The sequence below is a fragment of the Nocardioides sp. CPCC 205120 genome (assembly GCF_048654585.1).
GTDB lineage: Bacteria > Actinomycetota > Actinomycetes > Propionibacteriales > Nocardioidaceae > Nocardioides.
On sequence record NZ_JBMCYY010000001.1, the window covers coordinates 747479 to 768396 of the forward strand.

The window sequence follows — 20918 nt, forward strand, 5'->3', positions numbered from 1 at the left end:
CCGCACCCACCTCAGGACAGGGCGGCGACCTCGTCGGCGGTGAGGTCGAGGGTGAACGACTCGACAAGGGCGGAGAGCTGCTCGGCGTTGCGGGCGCTCGCGATCGGCGCGGAGACGACGGGCTGGGCGCGCAGCCAGGCCAGGGCGACGGCGGTCGGGGAGACGCCGCGGTCGCGGGCGATCTCCGCCTGGGCGGCGAGGACCCGCTCGGCGCCGGGCTTCTCGGCGTACGACGCCGCGGCCCCGGCGCGCGGGGAGTCGACGGTCGCGCCGGGGGCGTACTTGCCGGTGAGGTAGCCGCTGGCCAGCGCCGAGTACGGCGTCTCCGCGACGCCCAGCTCGGCGAGCGTCGGCACGAGGTCGGTCTCGATGTCGCGGGCCAGGAGGTTCCAGCGGTCCTGGCTGACCGTGAACCCGGCGACGCCGGCGTCGGCGGCCAGCGCGACGGCGGAGCGCAGCCGGTCGGCGGAGAAGTTGGAGGCGCCGAGGTGGAGGGCCTTGCCCTCGGCGACGAGGGCGCCGAAGGCCGCGACGTACTCCTCCTGCGGGACGGACGCGTCGTCGACGTGCGCGTAGTAGAGGTCGACGCGGTCGGTGCGCAGGCGGCGCAGCGAGTCCTCGAGCGCGGCGCGCAGGTTGTCGGGCGCGAGGCCCACGCGGCCGTCGCCCTGGCCGACCTTGGTGGCGACGACGACCTGGTCGCGCACGCCGCGGTCGGCCATCCAGTCGCCGATGATCCGCTCGGAGTCGCCGGCCTCGCGGCCCTCCACCCACTGGGGGTAGGCGTCGGCGGTGTCGATGGAGCGGCCGCCGGCGGCGAGCCACGCGTCGAGCACGGCGAACCCGGTCTCACGGTCGGCGGTCCAGCCGAAGACGTTGCCGCCCAGCACGAGCGGGCCGAGGTCGAGCGTGGACGCGGTCGAGGGGGTGGTGCTCACAGGTGCTCCTCCGAGGGGTCGGCGTGGCGTACTCCGTCCTCCAACGTGGCACGCGCCTGGGCATTCCTCGCCGCAGCGCACCCCGGGGAGCGACCCCGCTCAGTCGTCGGCGGCCGCGGCCAGCACGACGGGGTCGGTGCACGCGAGCGCGAACGCCCGGATCCGGGCCCGGATCTCGCGGCCCAGCAGCCACTGGCCGATCGGCTCGGCGACGGGGCGCAGCCAGGCGGGGCGCACGGCGTACGTGTACTTCCACACCGCCCGCGTGCCCTCGACCTCCGTGCCGGCGAGGTCGCGAGTGTCGGGCACGAAGCGCCACCCACCGCCGAACGAGGCGAAGAACCACGGCCCCCGGACCATCGTCATCCCGACCGAGGTGGGTGGGCGGTAGGAGACGTACTCGCTCACCATCCGTGGGCCGACGCGGGCGCGGGTCACCGTGCGGACCCCCTTCGCCGGCCGGTCGGCGTCGACCAGCCGCTGCCAGCGCACGAACGGGTCCCAGCGCAGCCGCGCCTCCCCGGTGGTCTGCGACACCGCGAACGCGGTGGCCGGGGGCACGGGCACCCACTGCTCGGCGACGACCTGCGGCACGGCGTACCCCTCAGAGGTCGAAGTCGGCGCGGCGCTCCGCGGGGACGAGGTCGACCTGGTCGGGGTGCTTCGCCAGGTAGCCCCGGAAGAACGGGCAGAACGGGAGGATGCGGCGGCCGTCGGCGCGCAGGTCCGCCAGCACCTGCTCGGCGAGGCGCTTGGCGAGGCCCTGGCCGGCGTACGCCTCGTCGATCTCGGTGTGGAGCACGGACACGAGCGCGCCGTGGTCCTTCAGCCGGTACGTCGCGAACCCGGCCAGCGCGCCGTCGACGCGGATCTCGAAGCGGGACTCCTCGGGGGCGTCGACGACGGTGACGGCGGACGGGTCCGTGGGGGTGGCCATGCGAGGAACCCTAGGCGGGGTACCCGGCCCGGGTCGCGGGATGTTCGGGGAAGCGTGTGGCGCGTGCCACTTTCGGTCGTTGCGGTCGGAGGTGACTTGCCCGTAACCCTCGCGTGGCCGGACGCTTGCGAGCATGGCCCCCGTCAGCGCACCCACCCCGGCGACCGCGTCGTCGTACTCGATCACCATGCGTCTGCACACGACGCCCGACAACAGCCACATCGGCACGGTCGCCACCGCGATCGCCGCCGGGGGCGGGATCGTCACGGCGATCGACGTCGCGGAGTCGCGCCACGACCGCATCGTGCTCGACGTGACGTGCTCGGCCAGCAACGCCGACCACTCCCAGGAGCTGGTGGCCGCGGTGGACGCGATCGACGGCGTGACCGTGCACAAGGTCTCCGACCGCACCTTCCTGCTGCACATCGGCGGGAAGATCGAGGTCTCCTCGAAGGTGCCGCTGAAGACGCGTGACGACCTCTCGATGGCCTACACCCCGGGCGTGGGCCGCGTGTCGAAGGCGCTGGCCGACAACCCCGAGGACGTGCCGCGCCTGACGATCAAGGGCAACTCGGTCGCCGTCGTCACGGACGGCTCCGCCGTGCTGGGTCTGGGCAACATCGGCCCGGGCGCCGCGCTGCCGGTGATGGAGGGCAAGGCGGCGCTGTTCAAGCGCTTCGCCGACATCGACGCGTGGCCGATCTGCCTGGCCACGCAGGACGTCGACGAGATCGTCAAGGCCGTCGAGATGATCGCGCCGGGCTTCGGCGGCATCAACCTCGAGGACATCGCGGCCCCCCGCTGCTTCGAGATCGAGGCCCGCCTGCGCGAGCGCCTCGACATCCCCGTGTTCCACGACGACCAGCACGGCACCGCCATCGTCGTGCTCGCCGCGCTGACCAACGCCCTGCGCTGCGTCGGCAAGCAGATGGAGCACGTGCGCGTGGTCGTCGCCGGCGCCGGCGCGGCCGGTACGGCGATCGTCGGGCTGCTGCTCGCCGCCGGGGTCAGCGACGTCGTGGTCTGGGACCGCGAGGGCTGCCTGTCGGGCGAGGACACGTCCCTGCCGCCCGCCAAGCTGGAGCTGGCGCGTCGTACGAACCCCCGCAAGGTGACCGGCACGCTCGCCGACGGCCTCCGCGGCGCCGACGTGTTCATCGGCGTCTCGGGCCCCGGCCTGCTGAAGGCCGAGTGGATCAAGGACATGGCGGCCGACCCGATCGTCTTCGCGCTGGCGAACCCCGACCCGGAGATCGACCCGTCGGTGGCCGGTCAGTACGCCGCGGTCGTCGCCTCGGGCCGCTCGGACTACCCGAACCAGATCAACAACGTGCTCGCGTTCCCGGGCGTGTTCCGCGGCCTGCTCGACGCCCGCGCCCACGAGGTCACCCAGGAGGCGCTGCTGCGCGCCGCCCAGGCAATCGCGCACGTCGTCACCGACGAGGAGCTGAACCCGAGCTTCATCATCCCGTCGGTGTTCGACCCGGCCGTGCCGAAGGCCGTCGCCGCCGCGATCGTCGGGGACCCGTCGCCGAAGGGCTGAGCCCCACCTGCCGGTACGACGACGGGCCCGGTCCCCTGCGGGGGGCCGGGCCCGTTCGTCGTCCTGCGCCTGGGCGCTCAGCCGCCCGTGCGGGCGACGATGAACCAGGCCGTCCTCTTCCCGGGCTCATGGCACGTCCGGCCGTTCGGCTAGAGGTCGGCGAGGCCGTCGTCGCGAACAGTCACCCGCGTCCGGAACTCGGTGTCCGGCCACAGGTCGATGAGGTACTCCTCGTTCGGCTCCCAGACGGCCAGGTCGTAGTTGACCTTCCGATCACCGCGCGCGCTGACTCGCACCCGGTGGACGCCTGGCCGCGACGGGACCACGGTCGGGTACGGGATGTGTCGCCGCGGCTCCATCGCCAGCTCGACGAGGTCGAGCGGGTCGTCGATGGTGATGCTGACGAGCTCTTCCACCTCCCAGGTGTGGTCGAGTCCGGACGGCTGCTCGTCATGCATGCGCAGGGTGACCCGCACCGGCCCGTACGCGCACCCGGTGTGCACGATGAGGGCGGTGTCGTCGACGACGCCGACGACCGCATTGCCGTAGGCCTCCGGTCCCGGGTCGAAAGGCTTCGACGGGTCCACCAGCAGGAACTGGTGATGGTCCGTGTCGACCACACCATCGAACACGGTGGTGGTTGCCATGGGGTCCCCCTCTCGGCTGAGGGAGACGCTACTGGAGGTGGCCTCCTCCGCGCTTGTGGCCCGGCGCGCCATGTTTCGGCCGACGGCGTCCGTGGCCAGGGGACCTGTCCGAGCCCGATCGGGTCGGTCAGCCCGGCGGTTCCGACACGTCGTGCACCCACCCGCGTCGGCCGGCCCGCAGGCTCACGACCACCATCACCAGCATCCCGACGACGCCGCACAGCCCGACCACGAGGAGCGCCTGGTCGATCCGGGCCCCGACGCCCCGCGCATCGTTGTCGCCCAGCCGTCGCGCGGCGGGGACGACGACGCAGACGAACACCAACACCTGCAGTGCGTAGGACCGCGCGCCGGGCTTGCGCTTGACCTGTCTCATCTCCCAGGGCGGCTCGTCGCTCACGTCCCCGACGTTAGTCGCGCCGCGCCACAGCCGTGACAGGGTCGAGGCCGAAGCCGGGTCTCATCCGGCGACGACGTGGTGCTCGCCCGTCCGGGGAACAGCACGCCCCACGGTGACGGTCATGACGGCGAGCTGGGGCGTCGCCACCCCGCAGGCACATCGCGGCCGGGAGCGGCGGGCGCACGCGGGTGGCTCCCGCCAACCGAGTCGTGCAAGCAGACCGGGTCCGCGCTCAGCTACCGGTGCGGGCGACGATGAACCAGGCCGCCACCGGGAGCAGCACGACGGTGATGAGCAGCGCGACGAGCAGCGCCTTCGGGTTCGGCGGGCGCCGCCCGCCGATGCCGGCGCCGTAGCCGGGCGGGCCGGGGTCCTCCCACGGCGGGGGACCCGCGGGACGGTCGTCGCGGCGGGGGTCGGTGGGGTCGCTCACGGGAGGCCGGTGCCCGTGGCGCGCGGGGCTAGCCCCGCGTGTCCCCACGGCGCTCCCGCACGTCGTGCCGTAGCCGGATGGCCTCGCGCTCCGGGTCGCCCCAGTAGCCCAGGGCACCCGACCGGCAGATGCGACCGTCGTCGGCGATGACCAGCACCCGTGGCAGGGATTCGGCGCCCAACGCGCACACCAGGTCCCACCACGAGTAGCCCTGCTCCACCGTGATCCTGACAACCGAGTCCACGTCGACCCGATGCTCGTGCGAGCCCCCGGTCAGCACGAGGACGTGTTCCTCCAGGCGCACCGCCGACCCGCGGCTGGCCCACTGCAGCTCAACGGACCTGGTCAGTCCGAAGACGAGACCCAACACGAGGACGAAAGCCGTCGCCCGTGCGAGGTCCCGATCGAGCCCGTACGAGTACGTCCACCACACGCCGACCGGGAAGGTGGTGCCGACGACGAAGGCGACGTACCCGACGAGGGGGTACCACCGCAGGGCGCGCGTGTTCCTGGTCCAGTAGCTCTGCTCGTCCGACACCGCTTGCTCCCGCTCGCTCCGACCCTCCCCCCGATGCTGGCCCACGGTCGCGTACGACGAGCGGCCGGGTGTCGACCCGCCGCGCGGCGGGGCGGTATCTCCTCTCCGTCACGGTCCACCGGCGAGGACCAGTCGCGTCGAGTGGCGGGGCTAGCCGTGGGCATCGTGCGAGCCTGGGCGACGGCGTCCGAAGCGCGGCGGAACCGCGGCGCCGCCCGGGACGTCGTACCGATCGACGTGCGGGCCGCTCGGTCCGCACGACGTCCCGGCAGGCTGGGCGAGGGGGAGCGGTGCAACGGTCGACGAGGCGGGCGATCCGCAGCAACGCGGTGTCCGCGGCGGGTGTGCTGGCGGTGGTCGCCGCCGGGTACGGCGTGTGGCAGGTGCTCGGCGGACCCGACCCGCAGGTGATCAGCGCGGGCGACGCCGTCGCCGGGGACTTCACCTGCGCCGAGGCCAGCAGCACTCGAGCCGACTTCCCCGATGGGCTGCTTCCGGAGGGCGCGATCGCTGCGCGGTTGTGCACCTACGGGCACATCGACTCCGAGACGTACTCCGTCCCCCTCGACGCCCTGACCGCCGGCACCGCCGACCTCGTCGGGATGGTCAACGGCGCCCGCCGGGTCGGAGACGGCGACCGCGCGTGCAACGACGACGCGGGGCCTCGGTGGACGATGGCGCTGCAGTACCCCGACGGCAGCGTCCGGTCCCTCGCCGGCGACGAGGGCGGCTGCGAGGACGTCGCCCTCGGCGACGTCGAGGTCCAGGGCATCGCCGCGGCCGTCGTCGACCTCTTCGTCGACCGCCTGGCGGCCCAGCGCCGCGACGCGACGCCGCCTCCCGACGTACCCGACGACTCCGTGGCCTGCGACGCCCTCGACGCGGGCGGTGCCGTCATGCCGTGGTCCGACCCCTCGCGGCTGACGTCGGCGACGCTGTGCTGGGCCACGACGCCGGGGGGACCGTTCGCGTCGGTGCCGCTCACGCCCGAGCAGACCGAGGTCATGCTCGCCGACCTCTCCGCGAACCTGCGCGACACCCCGCTGCGTGCCGGCGGCTACGCCTGCCCGTCGTGGACCCAGGTGCGGATTACCGGTCGTGACCTCTGGGGCGAGCCCGTCACCGTGTGGAGCGACTGCCGCGACTTCTACGTCGACCAGCAGCTCTGGGTGCCGTCGGCCCCCACCCTCGAGCTGCTGCTCGAGCTCTCCGGCCAGCGCCTGCTGCCGCCTCCGACCCCGTGAAGTCGTCCTACGACACCCCGGGACGCGTAAGCCCGCCTACCGGCGTACCCGCGGGTCGGGAGGACCGCCGGGCGCGTCCAGCGGCACGGAGCCCTGGAGCCGCGTGGGCCCGACGGCCGCGCGCAGCGAGGCCGGGTCGCTGGGCACGAACGCCGTGCCGCTCAGGGTGCCCCGCACGCCGCGCATCGCGTCGCCCCACATCGGCGCGGCGTAGCGCGAGGCGGAGGCGCCGGTGACGGTGGCGCCGCCGACCCGCACACCGTCGAGCGGCACCGGGCTGCCGAGCTCGTTGGCGCCGGCGACCATGGCGGAGGTGGCGAGGTCGGGGGTGTAGCCGACGAACCAGACCGACCGGGCGCTCTGCGTGGTGCCCGTCTTGCCGGCCGCGTCGATGCCGAGGTCCTGGGCGCTGGCGAACCCGCCGTCGATGACGCCCGAGAGCACCTCGTTGACCGCGTCGGCGGTCTCGGGCTGCATGACCCGCTCGCACCGGGGCGCGTACTCCTTCAGCACGTTGCCGGCCGCGTCGGCGATGGCCGTGACGGGGCGGGCGCTGCAGTGGGTGCCGCGGGCGGCGAAGGTCGCGTAGGCCTCGGCCATCTCGACGGGGCTGACGTTCGCGACGCCGAGGCTGAACGAGGGCACCCGCTCGGCCAGACCGGAGGCCTCCTCGACGCCGGTGGGGTTGTCGAGCTCGACCCCCATGCTGCGGGCGAGCTCGTACGGCGCGCACAGCCCGGTGCGTTGGGTGAGCTGGGCGTAGAACGTGTTGACGGAGAGCCGGGTGCCGGTGACGAGGGTCATGAAGCCCGAGTCCGACTCCGAGAGGTTGCCCGGCTCCCACGGCGCGGAGGCGCTGTAGCGCTCGCCCCCGCAGTCGGTGAAGGTGGACTGGGGCACGGAGATCCGGGCGGGGGAGTCGATGCCCCAGGAGAGCGGGACGCCCTGCTCGATGGCGGCGGCGAGCACGGAGGCCTTGAAGGTCGAGCCCGCCTGGAAGCCGGCCGAGTCGCCCAGCCGTTGGGGGATCGTGTAGTTGAGGTAGGTCTCGCCGTCGTCGACGTCGTCGCCCATGGGGCGCGACTGGGCGACGGCGAGCACGTCGCCGGTGCCGGGCTCCACCATCGCGAGCCCGCCGATCGCGTCGTCGGTGGGGTCGACGGCCTCGGCGACGGCGTCGTCGGCGGCGGCCTGGTGACCCAGGCGCAGCGGCGTGCGGATGGTCAGCCCGCCCTCGTAGACCAGGGCGCGGCGCTCCGCCTCGGTCTCGCCGAGCGAGGGGTCGGCGAGCAGGTGGCGCAGCACGTAGTCGCAGTAGAACGCCGCGATCGAGCTGGTGCAGCCGTTGCTGGTCGTGCTCAGCCGCAGGTCGAGGCCGGTGGCGCGCGCTGCCTGCTGGTCCGCGGCGGTCACGACGCCATGCGGTCGATGACCACGTTGCGGCGCTGCAGCGCACGGTCGGGGTTGATCGTCGGGTCGAGACCGACGGGGTTCTGCACGAGGCCGGCGAGCAGGGCGGCCTGCGGCAGGGTCAGGTCGGCGGCGTCGACGTCGAAGTAGGTGCGGGCCGCGGACTGGATGCCGTGGGCGCCGTTGCCGAAGTAGGCCAGGTCGAGGTAGCGCTGGAGGATCCAGTCCTTGGAGTAGGCGTCCTCGATCGCGATGGCGTGGCGCAGCTCCAGGATCTTGCGGCTGACCGTCTCCTCCGTCGCCGCCGCGCGGGCCCGCTCGTCGTCCCCGGCCTGGTGCACCAGCGTCAGCTTCACCATCTGCTGGGTGATGGACGAGCCGCCCTGCACCACGCCCCCGTTGGCCTGGTTCATCAGGAGCGCCCGGGCGGTTCCCCGCACGTCCATGGCCCCGTGCTCGTAGAACCGGTAGTCCTCGATCGACACGATCGCCTGCCGCATGACCGGTGCCACCTGCGTCAGGGGGACGCTGACCCGGTTCTGGGCGTAGAAGGTGGCGAAGGTGGTGCCGTCGGCGTCGAGCACCACGGTGCGCTGCGGGAGGGGGTCGCTCTCGAGGTCGAGCGGCAGGTCCGCGGTGCTCGCGGCCACCCGGGCGGTCGAGACCCCCGCGACCCCGGCCAGGGGCAGGGCCAGGCCGGCCGTGAGGACACCGAGCACGACGGACGCCGCGAGCATGACGCCCAGGTGTCGCGCGACGCGGCCGGGGGTCAGCCGTCCCCCACCGGGTTCCTCGGGGTCCTCGGGCTGCTCGAGCTGCTCGGCCTCCGGGGCGGGGTCGAGCAGGTCGGACGGGTCGGTGACCTGGTGCTCGTCGTGGTGCGGGGTCGGGTCGTCCCCGTGCGGCGGCGGGCTGCTGGTGGCCATCGTGCTCCTCGGGCTTGGCTGCGTCGCCGACCGGACCGCTGGGTCGACGACCGACGCAGCGATGCTCGGGCACGAATCTCAGAGGGATCTCAGAGCGGCCGGGGCGCGGCCGGGAGGGTGAACGAGACCGTCGCCCCCTCGCCGGGGCTGCCCGTGATGGCGAGGGAGCCGCCGTGGGCGGTGACGATCTCGTCGACGAGGGCGAGGCCGAGCCCGAGGCGGTGGCTGGTGCCCTCCGTCGCAGACCGCGGCTCGGCCCCGCGGCGGAACCGCTGCGTCAGCTCGGCGGCCAGGTCGGGGTCGAGGCCCGACCCGTCGTCGACGACCGCCACGGTGACGGTCGAGTCGGACCGGTCGAGGGTGATGACGACCGTCCCGCCCTCCTCGACGTGGGCGAGTGCGTTGTCGACCAGGGCGGCGACGGCGCGGCGCAGCGCCCCCGCCATGCCCGTCACGGGGTACGACGCCCCGGCGGGCACGTCGACGACGAGGTCGACGTGGTGCTCGTTCGCGGTGGCGGCGAAAGAGCGGCGCACGTCCTCGACCACGGTGACGAGGTCGACGGTCTCGGGTGGGGGACGGCGGTGCTGCAGCTCGGCGCTGAGCAGCATGTCGTCGACCACCCCGCTCATGGTGCGGGCGTCGTCGACGAGCTGGCCGAGCTCCTCACGCTGGTCGGGGTCCGTGGTCGGGCCCCGGGCCAGGAGCTGGGCGCGGGTCAGCAAGATGGCCAGCGGGGTACGCAGCTCGTGGCTGGCGTCGGCGACGAAGCGGCGCTGCGAGGTGAGCGCGTCCCCCAGCGGGCGCACGGCGCGGCGGGCGACGACCCAGCCGAGGCCGCCGGCGGCGAGGGCTCCGAGGAGGCCGGCGAGCATCGAGAGCCAGGCGAGACGCTCGGTCTCCTCCTGCTGCTCGACGAAGCTGGTGACGGCCACGACCCGGGACCCGTCGGTCTCCGCGACGTACGCCAGGAAGGGTGCGTCGCAGACCTGGACCTCCTGCACGCCGGCGGGCAGGTCGTCCGTGGCCGCGCGCGCGTCCTCCTGCGTGCAGCCGTCGAGCAGGCCGTCGGCGATGAGGTCCTCGCCGGCGTGGCCGAAGGCCTCGGCGTTCTCCACCTTGTCCCGCACCTTGCGCTCGGTGGCGTCGAGCCGTGCCTGGAGGCTGACGGTGTAGACGAGCCCGATGACCACGGCGATGACCGCCGCGGCGGCGACGCCGGTCTGCAGGGCGATCACGACGGACGCGCGCCGCAGCAGCCGCTGGTCGGCGAGCGCGGGGGTCTCGCGGCGGGGGCGGGGCGTCACACCGACCCCAGCTGGTAGCCGATGCCGCGCACCGTGCGGATGACCCCTCGACCGAGCTTGCGCCGGAGGTAGTAGACGTAGGTGTCGACGGCGTTGGGGCTGTCGGCGTCCTCGAAGACCTGGCGCCGCACCTCGTCGCGGGTGAAGACCTGGCGCGGGTGGCTGGCGAACAGGTGGAGGAGCTCGCACTCGCGGCCGGAGAGCTCGACCGGCTCGGGCGCCCGGTCGAGGACGACGCGCCGGGCGGCGACGTCGAGGAGCGCGCCGCCGAGGTCGATGGTCGCCGAGGTCTCGGTGTGGCGGCGCAGGAGCGCGCGGAGCCGGGCGAGCAGCTCGTCGATCTCGAACGGCTTCACCAGGTAGTCCTCGGCGCCGGCGTCGAGGCCCTCGACCCGGTCCTCCGTCGTGCCGCGGGCGGTGAGCACCAGGACGGGGGACACGACGCCACCGGAGCGGAGGCGTCGGACCAGGTCCACGCCCTCGATGGCGGGCAGCCCGCGGTCGATGACCATCACGTCGTACTCACGCGTGAGCGCGCGGTGCAGGCCGGCCTGCCCGTCGCGGGCCAGGTCGACGGCGTACCCCTCGACGGTGAGGAGCCGGGACAGGAGGCCGGAGAGCTTGGCGTCGTCCTCGACGAGGAGGAGCCGCGGGTCGGCGCTCGGGGGCATCCCGTCGGTCGGCGCGGTGGTCACGGACCGATGCTCGCACGCGGCTTCTGAGGTTCCTCTGAGATTGGCGCCGAACCATGGTGATCGCGGCGGGATCGGTCCCGATCTCCCGCGCCGAACCCGGACACCACCAGGAGGCCCCGCCATGAGCCTGAGTCACGAGCTCGCCCTCACCCGCCGCACCGGTCACCCCGCACCCACCTCCGCCTCCCCCCGGCCGAGCCGGGTCCGTGTCGTCGGCCCCGCCGGCGCGGCGCGGCCCGACCTGCGGGACGAGGACGTCGGCGAGGTCGAGGGCCACGAGCGCGACTGGGTCGCGGAGCTGCACGTCACCGACCTGCCCCACGGGCTGTTCCCGCGTCTGGGCGTGGCGTTCGTGCGCCGCTGGCACCGGGCGCACCTCGCCTCCCCCCACGGGACGTGCCTGGTCGCCCGCGTCGGCGGGGTCCCCGTCGGGTTCGCCCTCTGCTCCCTCGACCGCCGCGCCCACGTCGACTGGCTCCTCGCCCACCGGCGCCGGGAGCTGGCGCTGCCCGCCGCCGCCGCCCTGCTCCGGCGCCCCCGCCTCGCCGTGGACTTCCTCCGGACCCGCGGCGCCCGCTACGCCCGTCGGCTGGCGGGCCGCGGCGCCCGCCCCGCCGCGGCCGCCGCGCCGCCGACCGCGGTCGCCGTGCTCGACGCGATCGTCGTCGAGGAGTTCGCCCGCGGTCGCGGGGTGGGGACCGCCCTCGTGGAGGCGTTCCTGCGGCGCGCCGTCGAGGCGGGCGCCGAGCGCGCCGAGCTCGTGACCAAGGCCGGTGCCGCCGGCGCGGCCGGCTTCTACGAGCGGCGCGGTTGGACCCGCACGGGCAGCCACACCGACCGCGACGGCGAGGAGGTCGTCACCTTCCGCGTCGACCTCACCGCGGACCACCGCACCACCACGGGGCGGCCCACCCTCCGGCTGGCGCCCGCTCGATGAGCCGCGCTCGCCTCGGGCGACGGACCGTGGTCACCGCGGTGGCGGGGGTCCTGCTCGCCGGGTGCGGCCGCGACGGCGCGGCGACCCTCGTGCCGGGACAGGCCCTCGGGGCCCCCACGGTGCACACGCTCACACCCGGCCCTCCCGCGGGGGCCCTGGCTCCGGCGTCCCTGCCCCCCGCCGAGCCGTGGGTGCCCTCGGGACGCGAGGTCGAGCCGGAGGCGAAGATCGCCGCGGTCCGGGTCGTCGAGGCCCTGGGCAGCACCGGCACGGACGGGGCGTCGGTGCGGCAGCGATTGGCGCGGATCGGCGCCGACCCCCGGCTCGCGGGCGCGGGCGCGCCGCTCGTCCCCCCGTCGACGTCCGGCGTCACCCACGTCGTCTACCCCCAGTACGGCGGACTGACCGACCGGCGCGCCAGCGTCATGGTCGTCGCCGAGCAGAGCTGGGTGACGGAGGTGGGGCTCGCGCGACGGACCCTCACGGCCGACGTGCGGGTGCGGCGCGAGGGGTCCTCCTGGCGGGTCGAGGACGTGCTCGTCCCGTCCGCTGCGGACCCCGTCCGGGTGGACGACGCCGTGCCCCGGCTGCTGGCGGAGCCGAACGTCGAGCTGCCGCACGCGGCGGCGTCCGACCTCGCCGGGGGACAGGTCGACCGGTCGGTCGTCGAGGCCCTGCTGACGCTCTCCGCGTCGTACCGGCTCTCCGTCTCGGTCTTCCGCTCCGGCCACCCGGAGGAGGTGTTCGGCACGGGTACGACGAGCAACCACACCCGCGGACGGGCCGTCGACATCTGGGCGGTCGACGGCACCCCGGTCGTGTCGATGCGCCGGGACGACCCCGTGCTGACGGGCTTCCTGGACGCCGCCCGGGCGACCGGCAGCGACGAGGTCGGCGGGCCCGTCGACCGCGACGGGCCCGGAGGAGCGCACTTCGCCAACGCCCTGCACCGCGACCACGTGCACATCGGCTTCGACTGACGGGGGTTGCAGGGGGCCCACGCCAGCGGGTGTCGCCGCCAGATGACGGCGCGGCAGGCGACGGACGAAGCGTTGCCCACCGAGGCGAGGGGGCCTGCCGCTACCTGGTACGACAGGCGCTGCCGCGCGGTCGGCGTTCCTGGTTGCCTGGCGGCCGCGTCGCAGCAGGCCACCAGCTCGCCGCCCGGCGGGTCGCGCGTCCGGCTCGTGCTGCGCCGCCCGGCTGTTCGGTGGCGACGCGCTGGTCAGGGTGGTGGCGGTCGGTGTCGGGGTGGGGTCCGGTACGGCGCATGCCCCCACGATGGTCGACGGGACCCACCGTCTTCAGGGGGTTTGTCGGTCCCCCATGGCCGCGTCACACCAGCACCTCCCGAGCGGCGGCTGACGTGCTCCCGAGGGTAGGAGCGCTAGACCCTGAATAAGGCTGAGGAACTGCGCGACGGTAGGTGCAACCCGGAGCCACCGGGCGCACCCCGCACCAGGAGGAGTCACCGCCATGCCTCGTACCGACATCGACCTCGCCGTCCCGGACCTCTCCGGCCGCCGCGCCGTGCTGACGGGAGGCAGCGACGGCATCGGCCTCGGGATCGCCAAGCGGCTCGCCGCTGCCGGCGCCGAGCTGGTGCTGCCCGTGCGCAACCCGGGCAAGGGCCAGGCGGCGGCCGCCGCGATCCGGGCCGCCGCCCCGGGCGCCACGGTGATGCTCCGGGACCTCGACCTGTCCTCGCTCGAGTCCGTCGAGGCCCTCGGCGAGACCCTGCGCGCCGACGGCGCCCCGATCCACCTCCTGATCAACAACGCTGGCGTGATGACGCCGCCGGATCGGCAGACCACCGCCGACGGGTTCGAACTGCAGCTCGGCACCAACCACCTGGGCCACGTCGCACTGGTGGCCCACCTGATGCCTCTGCTGCGGGAGGGTCGAGCCCGGGTGACCTCGCAGGTCAGCGTGGCCGCGGCCAGTGGCACCATCAACTGGGACGATCTCGGCTGGGAGCGGTCCTACGACGGCATGAAGGCCTACCGGCAGTCCAAGATCGCGCTCGGGCTGTTCGGGCTCGAGCTCGAGCGTCGCAGCACTGCGCACGGCTGGGGCATCTCCAGCAACCTCTCCCACCCCGGCATCGCCCCCACCAGCCTGCTGTCCGCGCGGCCCGAGCTCGGCCGCACCGACGACACGACCAGCGTCCGGCTGATCCGCTGGCTCTCCCGGCACGGCATCATCGCCGGCACTGCCGTGACCGCCGGGCTGCCGGCGCTGATGGCCGCCACCTCGCCCGACGCCCGGGGCGGGCTGCTCTACGGCCCTCGCGGGTTCCAGCACATGGGCGGCGCCCCGGCAGAGCAGAAGCTCTACAAGCCCTTGCGTGACGAGGACGAGGCGCAGCGCGTCTGGCGGGAGTCCGAGGGACTGGCCGGCGTCTCCTTCCCCGTCGGCCCGGAGGGCGACCCGCAGCACGACACTCGTCAGGTCGGCGACCAGGCGGGCCGACAGGACCGCCCGTCGACCACGCGGATCCCGCGGCGCGATCCCGCCGCCTGATGACCCCGACGGCCGCTCCGGGTAGAACGGGTCTGCGGCCTCGCAGCGACGCCCACGAAGGAGACAGACGATGATCGACCGGCCCCAGCTGGCGGAGTTCCTCCGCCGCCGACGCGAGGCGCTGCAGCCCGAGGACGTCGGCATGCCCCGCGGCCAGCGGCGCCGTACCCGCGGCCTGCGCCGCGAGGAGGTCGCCGTGCTGTGCCACATGTCGACCGACTACTACTCGCGCCTCGAGCAGGAGCGCGGCCCCCAGCCCTCCGAGCAGATGATCGCCTCGATCGCCCAGGGCCTGCACCTGACCGTCGCCGAGCGCGACCACCTCTACCGCCTGGCCGGGCACCAGCCGCCGGCCCGGGGAGCCAGCAGCGAGCACGTCAGCCCCGGCATGCTGCGCATCTTCGACCGGCTCACGGACACTCCGGCCGAGATCGTCACCGAGCTCGGCGACACCCTGCGCCAGACGCCGCCCAGGGTCGCGCTCGTGGGTGACTGGACCGTCTTCACCGGCCCGGAGCGCAGCAACGGCTACCGCTGGTTCACCGATCTGTCCTCCCGCGACATCTACGTGCCGGAGGACCACGAGTTCCTCTCCCGCATGTACGCCGCCGGGCTGCGCGGCATCGCCGCCGTGCGTGGACCCGGGTCCCGCGCGGCCGAGCTGGCCGAGCTGCTCCTGACGCGGAGCGAGGAGTTCGCCACGCTCTGGGCCGACCACGAGATCGGCATCGAGCCCGACGAGGTCAAGCGCTACCAGCACCCCGAGGTCGGACGGATGGACCTCAACTGCCAGGTGCTGCTCGACCCCCACCAGTCCAACCGCCTGCTGGTCTACACCGCCGACCCCGGCACCGAGAGCTACGAGAAGCTGCAGATGCTCACCGTCATCGGCACGCAGCGCATGACCTCCTCCTGACGCACTCCTGACCCGCCCACCCGGCACCGGCCATGCCGGCGCCCGGCTGCGCCCTGCCCTGACGCGATCGGCACCTGCCCCCATCGGCTCCCGGGCCCGATCCGCCCTGCCCCCGATCCGCCCTGCCCCCGATCCGCACTGCCCCCGATCCGCACTGCCCCCGATCCGCACTGCCCCGACGCCCGCGCCAGGGGCCCACCACTCCCCTCGAGGACCCCGCCATGACCCGTTTCCTGCACCTGCTCGGCCGCAGCGCCGCAGCCCATCCCTGGCGCACGTTCGCCGCCTGGCTCCTGGTCGCCGTCGTCGCCGTGACGACCGCCGGCGCCTTCGGCGGCACGCCCCAGGACAACTTCAACATCGACGGCGCCCCGGCGCAGGCCGGCGTCGAGCAGCTGCGCGAGAGCTTCCCCGCCTCGGGTGTCGCCGGCAGCTCGGCGCAGGCCGTGGTGCACCACCCCGGCGGCGACGAGGTGACCGAGGCCGCGCTGGCCGACCTGAGCAGCAGCCTCGCGGGGATCGACCACGTCACGTCGGTGTCGCCGCCGCGTTTCTCCGACGACCGGGACACGGCGGTGCTGAGCGTCGTGCTCGACGTGCCGGTCACCCATCCGGACCTGTTCGCCGGCGCCGGGCTGGCGTCGCTCGAGGAGGCCGTGGCCGACGTCGCGGCGGTCGATGACGCCGGTCTGCAGGTCGAGCTCGGCGGCGAGCTGGCCAACACCGCCGCCGCGGAGATCCAGGGCACGGGCGAGCTGATCGGTGTGGTCGTCGCGCTCGTCCTGATGACCCTCGTGCTGGGCACGATCGTCGCCGCCGGCCTGCCCCTGCTGGTGGCGATCGTCGGTCTGGCGGTCTCCGCGATGGGCGTGACCCTGCTGGCCGCCGTGACCGACGTCAGCACGACCGCACCGACGGTCGCCATCATGGTCGGCCTCGGCGTGGGCATCGACTACGCCCTGCTGCTCGTGACCCGCCACCAGGAGTTCCTGCGCGCCGGCGTCCCGGTCGTCGAGGCCGCCGGGCGGACCACGGCGACAGCCGGCCGCTCGGTGGTGTTCGCGTCGGCCATCGTGCTGGTCTCGCTGATGGGCCTCCCCCTCGCCGGCCTGCCGATCTACTCCTCGTTCGGCTTCGCCACCGGCATCGCGGTCGTGTCGGTCGCCTCCGCCGCCCTCACCCTGGTGCCCGCAGCCTCCGGCCTGCTCGGACGTCGGATGCTGCCGCGCCGCGAGCGTCTGGGCCTGCCGCCCCGACGTGAGCGCCCCGCGCGGGAGCCGTTGACCGCGCGCTGGGCCGCCACCGTCGCCCGTCGCCCGGTCGCGTGGACGCTGCTGGCCGTCACCCTCCTGGTGGCCCTGGCCGCGCCCACCCTGGCGATGCGCACGTGGCCCCGCGACGTGGCCAACAACCCCGCCGAGAGCACCACCCGCCAGGCCTACGACATCATCGCGGCCGAGTTCGGCGCCGGCGCCAACGCTCCGTTGACCGTGGTCGTGGACCGCGAGGCCGTGGGCGACGCGGGGGTCGAGGGCGTGGCGGCGCAGCTGCGGGACACCGACGGCATCGTGGCGGTCGGCGCACCGGTGGTCTCCCCCGGTGGCGAGGTGGCGGTGCTCGAGGCGCAGCCCGCCTACGCGCCGTCCGACGAGCGGGTGCCCGAGCTGCTCGAACGGGTGCGGGCCGGGCTGGACGACGTGGAGGTCACCGGCAACACGGCCCTGATGTCCGACATCTCCGTGCTGCTCTCGGAACGCATGTGGCTGGTGGTCGGCTTCGTGGTGCTGGTCTCGATGCTGCTGCTCGCCGCGATGTTCCGCTCGGTGCTGGTGCCGCTCAAGGCGGCCGCGCTCAACATGCTCTCGATCGGCGCCGCGTACGGCGTGGTGGTGGCCATGTTCCAGTGGGGCTGGGGCACCGACCTGCTGGGCCTCGACCACGCGATGCCGGTCTCGAGCTGGCTGCCCATCTTGATGTTCGCCATCCTGTTCGGGCTGTCGATGGACTACGAGGTCTTCCTGCTCTCCCGGATCCGGGAGGACTGGCTCGCGACCGGTGACGCCGCGGGCAGCGTGGTCCGCGGGGTGGCCGGCACCGGGCGGGTCATCTCGACCGCCGCCGCCGTCATGGTGGCCGTCTTCCTCGGCTTCGCCACCGAGATCGACCTCGTCGTACGACAGCTGGGGCTGGGCATGGCCGTGGCCGTGCTGCTCGACGCCACGGTCGTCCGGCTCGTGCTCGTCCCGTCGACCATGACGATGATGGGTCGCTGGAACTGGTGGCTGCCGGCCTGGCTCGACCGCCTGCTGCCCACCATCGAGGCCGAGGTGGCCACGGACCCCTGGGCCGACGGCGAGGACGAGGACCAGCGACGCCCCGCCGCCGCGGCGCCGACGGCACGTGCCTGATCGTCCCGCCCCCTTCACCCTCCACCCCACCACCACCGCAGGGAGCACCGCCATGTCCACCGAACGCATCGCACTCGTCACCGGAGCCAACCAGGGGCTCGGCAAGCAGGTCGCGACGGAGCTCGCCCGTGACGGCGTGCGAGTCCTGATGGGGTGCCGTGACCTCGACCGCGGCCGGCGGGCGGCCGCCGAGGTCGGCGGCAGCGCGACCGCCGTGCACCTGGACGTGACCGACCCGGCGTCCGTCGGCGCGGCCGCGCAGTGGATCGAGCAGGAGCTCGGCCACCTCGACCTCCTCGTCAACAACGCCGGTGCCTCGTCCGCCGGCGGCGAGCGACGCAGCCTGGCGGAGGCCCGGGCCGGGGCCCACCCGAGCCGGGTGCGCATCGACGACGTCCGCGCCGTGTGGGAGGTGAACGTCTTCGGGGTGCTCGCGGTCTACCAGGCGATGCTGCCGCTGCTGCGCCGCTCCTCCGACGCGCGCATCGTCAACGTGACGAGTGCCCTGGGGTCGCTGACCCTCGCCGCGCACCCGGACGCCGGAACCCGGGCGGCGTACGAACCGGTCTACGCCGCGTCGAAGACCGCCCTCAACGCCCTCACGCTGGCGATGATGGTCGAGCTGGAGGACACCGATATCTGCGTCAACCTGGTCTCGCCGGGGTTCGCGCGGACCGCGCTGGTCAACTTCGAGGGCACCGAGACGGTGGAGGAGGCCGCGCGCGAGATCGTGCGCGTGGCTCGTCTCGGACCGGGCGGGCCTACCGGCACCTTCACCACGTGGGAGGGCGTCGCCGTGCCCTGGTGACGGGCGCGCGCCCGGGCCGACACCGCGCCCTCGCGGTGCTCGACCGGCTCGGGCGAAGCGCCCTGCGACGGGCCGGGAGAACGACGACTCCGCGGATCGGGGCGGGCTCGAGCTGGACGTGGACCGGGAACGCTGCCGCCGGCCCATCTCACGCGTGCACCTTCCGCGGCCACCAGAACCGCTCGCCGAGCACGAGCGCGATGGCGGGCACGACGACGGTGCGCACGAGCAGGGTGTCGAGCAGCACGCCGAGGCAGATGACGACGCCGAGCTGGGCGAGCACCACGAGGGGCAGCACGCCGAGCACGGCGAAGACGGCCGCGAGCAGGATGCCGGCGCTCGTGATGACGCCGCCGGTGGCACCGAGCGCGCGCAGCACGCCCTCGCGGGTGCCGTGCGCCGCCGCCTCCTCGCGGGCACGGGTGACGAGGAAGATGTTGTAGTCGACGCCCAGCGCGACGAGGAACAGGAACGCGAAGAGCGGCACGTTGCCGGCCAGGTTGTCGAAGCCCAGCAGCCCGGTGAACACCCACCACGACGCGCCGAGCGCCGCGACGCACGTCGCCAGCACCGTGGCGACGAGGACCACCGGCGCGACCAGCGAGCGCAGCAGCACCACGAGCACGCCGAGCACCAGCAGCAGGATGAGCGGCAGGATGACGAGCCGGTCGCGGGCGTTGCCCTCCGCCTCGTCGAGGGAGTCGGCGGACGCGCCGCCGACGTGGGTGTCGTCGTACGACGCCAGCGCCGACCGCAGGTCGCGCACGGTCCGCTCCGCCTCGTCGCCGCCGGGGGTGGCGGCGAGCGTGACGTCGAGCTGGGTGATGCCGTCGCCCTCGGCGGACGGCACGACCTGCACCACGCCGTCGACGCCCTCGACCGCGGCGAGCACCTCGTCGGCGTCGGCGCGCGTGACGACCTGGGTGGGCTCGGCGGCGCCGGCCGGGAACGACTCGGCCAGCCGCTCGCTCGCCGTGATCGCCTCCGGCTGGTCGAGGAACTGCTCGGCGGTGTCGAGCCCGGTGGAGATGCGGAACGTGCCGACGGCCATGAGGGCGAGCAGCGCGAGAGCGCCCGCGACGTACGCCAGCGGCCGGCGGGCCACCGCGTCACCGACGCGACGCCAGGTCGACCGGGTCTCGGCGAGCACGCGGTCGCCGTGGCGCGGCACCTGCGGCCAGAACACCCAGCGGCCGAAGCAGACGAGGGCCGCGGGCAGCACGAGCAGCACGAACCCGGCGGCGACCGCGATGCCCACCGCGCACGCGAGCCCGAGGCCCCGGGTGGTCGGGGTCAGCGACAGCAGCAGGGTCAGCACGCCGGCGACCACGGTGAACGCGCTGGTCAGCACGGCCTCCGCGGTGCGGCGCAGCGCCAGCGCCATCGCCTCGCGGCGGTCCTCGTGGGTGCGCAGCTCGTCGCGGTAGCGCGAGATGAGCAGCAGCGCGTAGTTCGTGCCCGCGCCGAACACGAGCACCGACAGGATGCCGACCGTCGACTCGTCCCACGCCACGTCGAGCGCGGCCATCACCTGGGTCGCGAGGATCGCGGCCAGCCGGTCGGCCGCGCCGACGACGAGCAGCGGCACGATCCACAGCACGGGGCTGCGGTAGGTCGCGACGAGCAGCACCGCCACCACCAGCGCGGTGACGAGCAGCAGGCGCGTGTCGGCGCCGGCGAAGACCGCGGCGAGGTCGGCCTGGATGCCCGCGGGCCCGGTCACCTGGGCCTCCACGCCGTCGGGCACGAGCTCGTCGAGGTCGGCGCGCAGGTCCTCCACCGCGTCGGCCACCTCGGTCGACGTCGACGCGTCGAGCGGCACGATGCCGATCGCCGCCGTGCCGTCCTCCGCGGGCACGACACCGGGACCGCCGGGGCCGCCGCCCCCGCCCTGCTCCTGCCCGCCCTGCTCCTCACCGCTGGGGGCGCCGCCGCTCCCGCCGTACGTCGTGACCAGCTCACCCACCGCGGCCTCGAGGTCGGGCAGGTACGGCGCGAGGTCGGCGTCCGAGCCCGCCTCGCCGGCCGTGAACACCACGATCGCGGTCGACCCCTCCTGCTCGGGCAGCTGCTCGGCGAGCTCGATCGCGGCGGTGCTGTCCGCCCCGGCCGGTACGGCGTCGAGCGGCGTCCGCTCGCGCTCGCCCTCGCCGACGAGACCGATCACGGCCCCGGCGAGCAGGAGAGGCAGGAGGGCGACGACCCACGCCGTGCGGCGGCCGACGATGAGGGCCCGGAGGCGCTCGAGGGTGGAGGACAAGGAACACTCCTGTGCCAGGATCGGGGGAGAGGAACGTTCGCCACCTTA

The 20918-nt window shown here is 74.3% G+C and carries 20 protein-coding genes; 8 read left to right on the top strand and 12 right to left on the bottom strand.

All coding sequences use genetic code 11. The features are described 5' to 3' along the window. Positions 1-11 precede the first annotated feature (11 nt). The 3 genes from ACOACO_RS03500 to ACOACO_RS03510 all read right to left on the bottom strand — a co-directional run bounded on the left by ACOACO_RS03500 (position 12) and on the right by ACOACO_RS03510 (position 1875). Complete coding sequence (locus tag ACOACO_RS03500) at positions 12-938, bottom strand: aldo/keto reductase (RefSeq protein WP_420294861.1); 927 nt, start codon at positions 936-938, stop codon at positions 12-14. Between the two features lie 99 nt (positions 939-1037). Continuing rightward, positions 1038-1532, bottom strand: a complete 495-nt coding sequence (locus tag ACOACO_RS03505) for an SRPBCC family protein (protein ID WP_420294862.1) — start codon at positions 1530-1532, stop codon at positions 1038-1040. Between the two features lie 10 nt (positions 1533-1542). Continuing rightward, the gene (locus ACOACO_RS03510) at positions 1543-1875 is read right to left on the bottom strand and encodes a GNAT family N-acetyltransferase (protein ID WP_420294863.1); all 333 of its coding nucleotides are present in this window, start codon (positions 1873-1875) and stop codon (positions 1543-1545) included. 133 nt (positions 1876-2008) lie between these two features. Here ACOACO_RS03510 and ACOACO_RS03515 point away from each other — a divergent pair, with 133 nt between their 5' ends. Further along, the gene (locus ACOACO_RS03515; protein ID WP_420294864.1) at positions 2009-3418 is read left to right on the top strand and encodes an NAD-dependent malic enzyme; all 1410 of its coding nucleotides are present in this window, start codon (positions 2009-2011) and stop codon (positions 3416-3418) included. Between the two features lie 149 nt (positions 3419-3567). Here the strand turns inward: ACOACO_RS03515 and ACOACO_RS03520 are convergent, their stop codons facing one another. The 4 genes from ACOACO_RS03520 to ACOACO_RS03535 form a co-directional block, all read right to left on the bottom strand. Continuing rightward, on the bottom strand, positions 3568-4065 hold the full coding sequence (locus ACOACO_RS03520; RefSeq protein WP_420294865.1) for a hypothetical protein: 498 nt from the start codon (positions 4063-4065) through the stop codon (positions 3568-3570). Positions 4066-4192: 127 nt separating this feature from the next. Beyond that, entirely contained in the window at positions 4193-4465 is a 273-nt protein-coding gene (locus ACOACO_RS03525; protein ID WP_420294866.1) for a hypothetical protein, read from the bottom strand. A gap of 232 nt (positions 4466-4697) precedes the next feature. Beyond that, complete coding sequence (locus ACOACO_RS03530) at positions 4698-4898, bottom strand: hypothetical protein (protein ID WP_420294867.1); 201 nt, start codon at positions 4896-4898, stop codon at positions 4698-4700. A 28-nt stretch (positions 4899-4926) separates the two neighbouring features. After that, positions 4927-5436 (bottom strand): hypothetical protein, encoded by a 510-nt coding sequence (locus tag ACOACO_RS03535; RefSeq protein WP_420294868.1) that lies wholly within the window; start codon positions 5434-5436, stop codon positions 4927-4929. Between the two features lie 290 nt (positions 5437-5726). Between ACOACO_RS03535 and ACOACO_RS03540 the strand changes: the two genes are divergently transcribed. Continuing rightward, complete coding sequence (locus tag ACOACO_RS03540) at positions 5727-6680, top strand: hypothetical protein (RefSeq protein ID WP_420294869.1); 954 nt, start codon at positions 5727-5729, stop codon at positions 6678-6680. A gap of 36 nt (positions 6681-6716) precedes the next feature. Here ACOACO_RS03540 and ACOACO_RS03545 read toward each other — a convergent pair whose 3' ends face one another. The 4 genes from ACOACO_RS03545 to ACOACO_RS03560 form a co-directional block, all read right to left on the bottom strand. Next, the gene (locus ACOACO_RS03545; RefSeq protein ID WP_420294870.1) at positions 6717-8093 is read right to left on the bottom strand and encodes a transglycosylase domain-containing protein; all 1377 of its coding nucleotides are present in this window, start codon (positions 8091-8093) and stop codon (positions 6717-6719) included. After that, positions 8090-9016 (bottom strand): transglycosylase domain-containing protein, encoded by a 927-nt coding sequence (locus ACOACO_RS03550; RefSeq protein WP_420294871.1) that lies wholly within the window; start codon positions 9014-9016, stop codon positions 8090-8092. The genes ACOACO_RS03545 and ACOACO_RS03550 overlap by 4 nt, the downstream gene beginning before the upstream one ends. 89 nt (positions 9017-9105) lie before the next feature. Further along, on the bottom strand, positions 9106-10323 hold the full coding sequence (locus tag ACOACO_RS03555) for a sensor histidine kinase (protein ID WP_420294872.1): 1218 nt from the start codon (positions 10321-10323) through the stop codon (positions 9106-9108). Continuing rightward, positions 10320-11018, bottom strand: coding sequence for a response regulator transcription factor (locus ACOACO_RS03560; protein ID WP_420294873.1), 699 nt, complete (start codon positions 11016-11018; stop codon positions 10320-10322). Before ACOACO_RS03560 ends, ACOACO_RS03555 begins: the two co-directional genes overlap by 4 nt. Before the next feature lie 121 nt (positions 11019-11139). On the opposite strand from ACOACO_RS03560, the gene ACOACO_RS03565 reads away from it, so the two are divergent. From ACOACO_RS03565 to ACOACO_RS03590, 6 genes are all read left to right on the top strand, one after another. Further along, positions 11140-11955, top strand: a complete 816-nt coding sequence (locus tag ACOACO_RS03565; RefSeq protein ID WP_420294874.1) for a GNAT family N-acetyltransferase — start codon at positions 11140-11142, stop codon at positions 11953-11955. Further along, a complete protein-coding gene (locus ACOACO_RS03570) occupies positions 11952-12935 on the top strand; it encodes a hypothetical protein (RefSeq protein ID WP_420294875.1) in 984 nt (327 codons plus the stop codon). The genes ACOACO_RS03565 and ACOACO_RS03570 overlap by 4 nt, the downstream gene beginning before the upstream one ends. 496 nt (positions 12936-13431) lie before the next feature. Beyond that, positions 13432-14478, top strand: coding sequence for an SDR family oxidoreductase (locus tag ACOACO_RS03575; RefSeq protein ID WP_420294876.1), 1047 nt, complete (start codon positions 13432-13434; stop codon positions 14476-14478). Between the two features lie 70 nt (positions 14479-14548). Beyond that, complete coding sequence (locus ACOACO_RS03580) at positions 14549-15394, top strand: helix-turn-helix transcriptional regulator (RefSeq protein WP_420294877.1); 846 nt, start codon at positions 14549-14551, stop codon at positions 15392-15394. Positions 15395-15615: 221 nt separating this feature from the next. After that, positions 15616-17802: an MMPL family transporter gene (locus ACOACO_RS03585; RefSeq protein WP_420294878.1), complete on the top strand. Its 2187-nt coding sequence runs from the start codon at positions 15616-15618 to the stop codon at positions 17800-17802. Positions 17803-17854: 52 nt separating this feature from the next. After that, positions 17855-18610 (top strand): SDR family NAD(P)-dependent oxidoreductase, encoded by a 756-nt coding sequence (locus ACOACO_RS03590; protein ID WP_420294879.1) that lies wholly within the window; start codon positions 17855-17857, stop codon positions 18608-18610. Positions 18611-18758: 148 nt separating this feature from the next. Here the strand turns inward: ACOACO_RS03590 and ACOACO_RS03595 are convergent, their stop codons facing one another. Beyond that, a complete protein-coding gene (locus tag ACOACO_RS03595; protein WP_420294880.1) occupies positions 18759-20870 on the bottom strand; it encodes an MMPL family transporter in 2112 nt (703 codons plus the stop codon). Positions 20871-20918: the final 48 nt, after the last annotated feature.

Coding starts and splice junctions, on each gene's coding strand:
- ACOACO_RS03590 (WP_420294879.1), top strand. CDS start 17,855: ATGTCCACCGAACGCATCGCACTCGTCACCGGAGCCAACCAGGGGCTC.
- ACOACO_RS03520 (WP_420294865.1), bottom strand. CDS start 4,065: ATGGCAACCACCACCGTGTTCGATGGTGTGGTCGACACGGACCATCAC.
- ACOACO_RS03550 (WP_420294871.1), bottom strand. CDS start 9,016: ATGGCCACCAGCAGCCCGCCGCCGCACGGGGACGACCCGACCCCGCAC.
- ACOACO_RS03565 (WP_420294874.1), top strand. CDS start 11,140: ATGAGCCTGAGTCACGAGCTCGCCCTCACCCGCCGCACCGGTCACCCC.
- ACOACO_RS03515 (WP_420294864.1), top strand. CDS start 2,009: ATGGCCCCCGTCAGCGCACCCACCCCGGCGACCGCGTCGTCGTACTCG.
- ACOACO_RS03510 (WP_420294863.1), bottom strand. CDS start 1,875: ATGGCCACCCCCACGGACCCGTCCGCCGTCACCGTCGTCGACGCCCCC.
- ACOACO_RS03585 (WP_420294878.1), top strand. CDS start 15,616: ATGACCCGTTTCCTGCACCTGCTCGGCCGCAGCGCCGCAGCCCATCCC.
- ACOACO_RS03575 (WP_420294876.1), top strand. CDS start 13,432: ATGCCTCGTACCGACATCGACCTCGCCGTCCCGGACCTCTCCGGCCGC.
- ACOACO_RS03580 (WP_420294877.1), top strand. CDS start 14,549: ATGATCGACCGGCCCCAGCTGGCGGAGTTCCTCCGCCGCCGACGCGAG.
- ACOACO_RS03570 (WP_420294875.1), top strand. CDS start 11,952: ATGAGCCGCGCTCGCCTCGGGCGACGGACCGTGGTCACCGCGGTGGCG.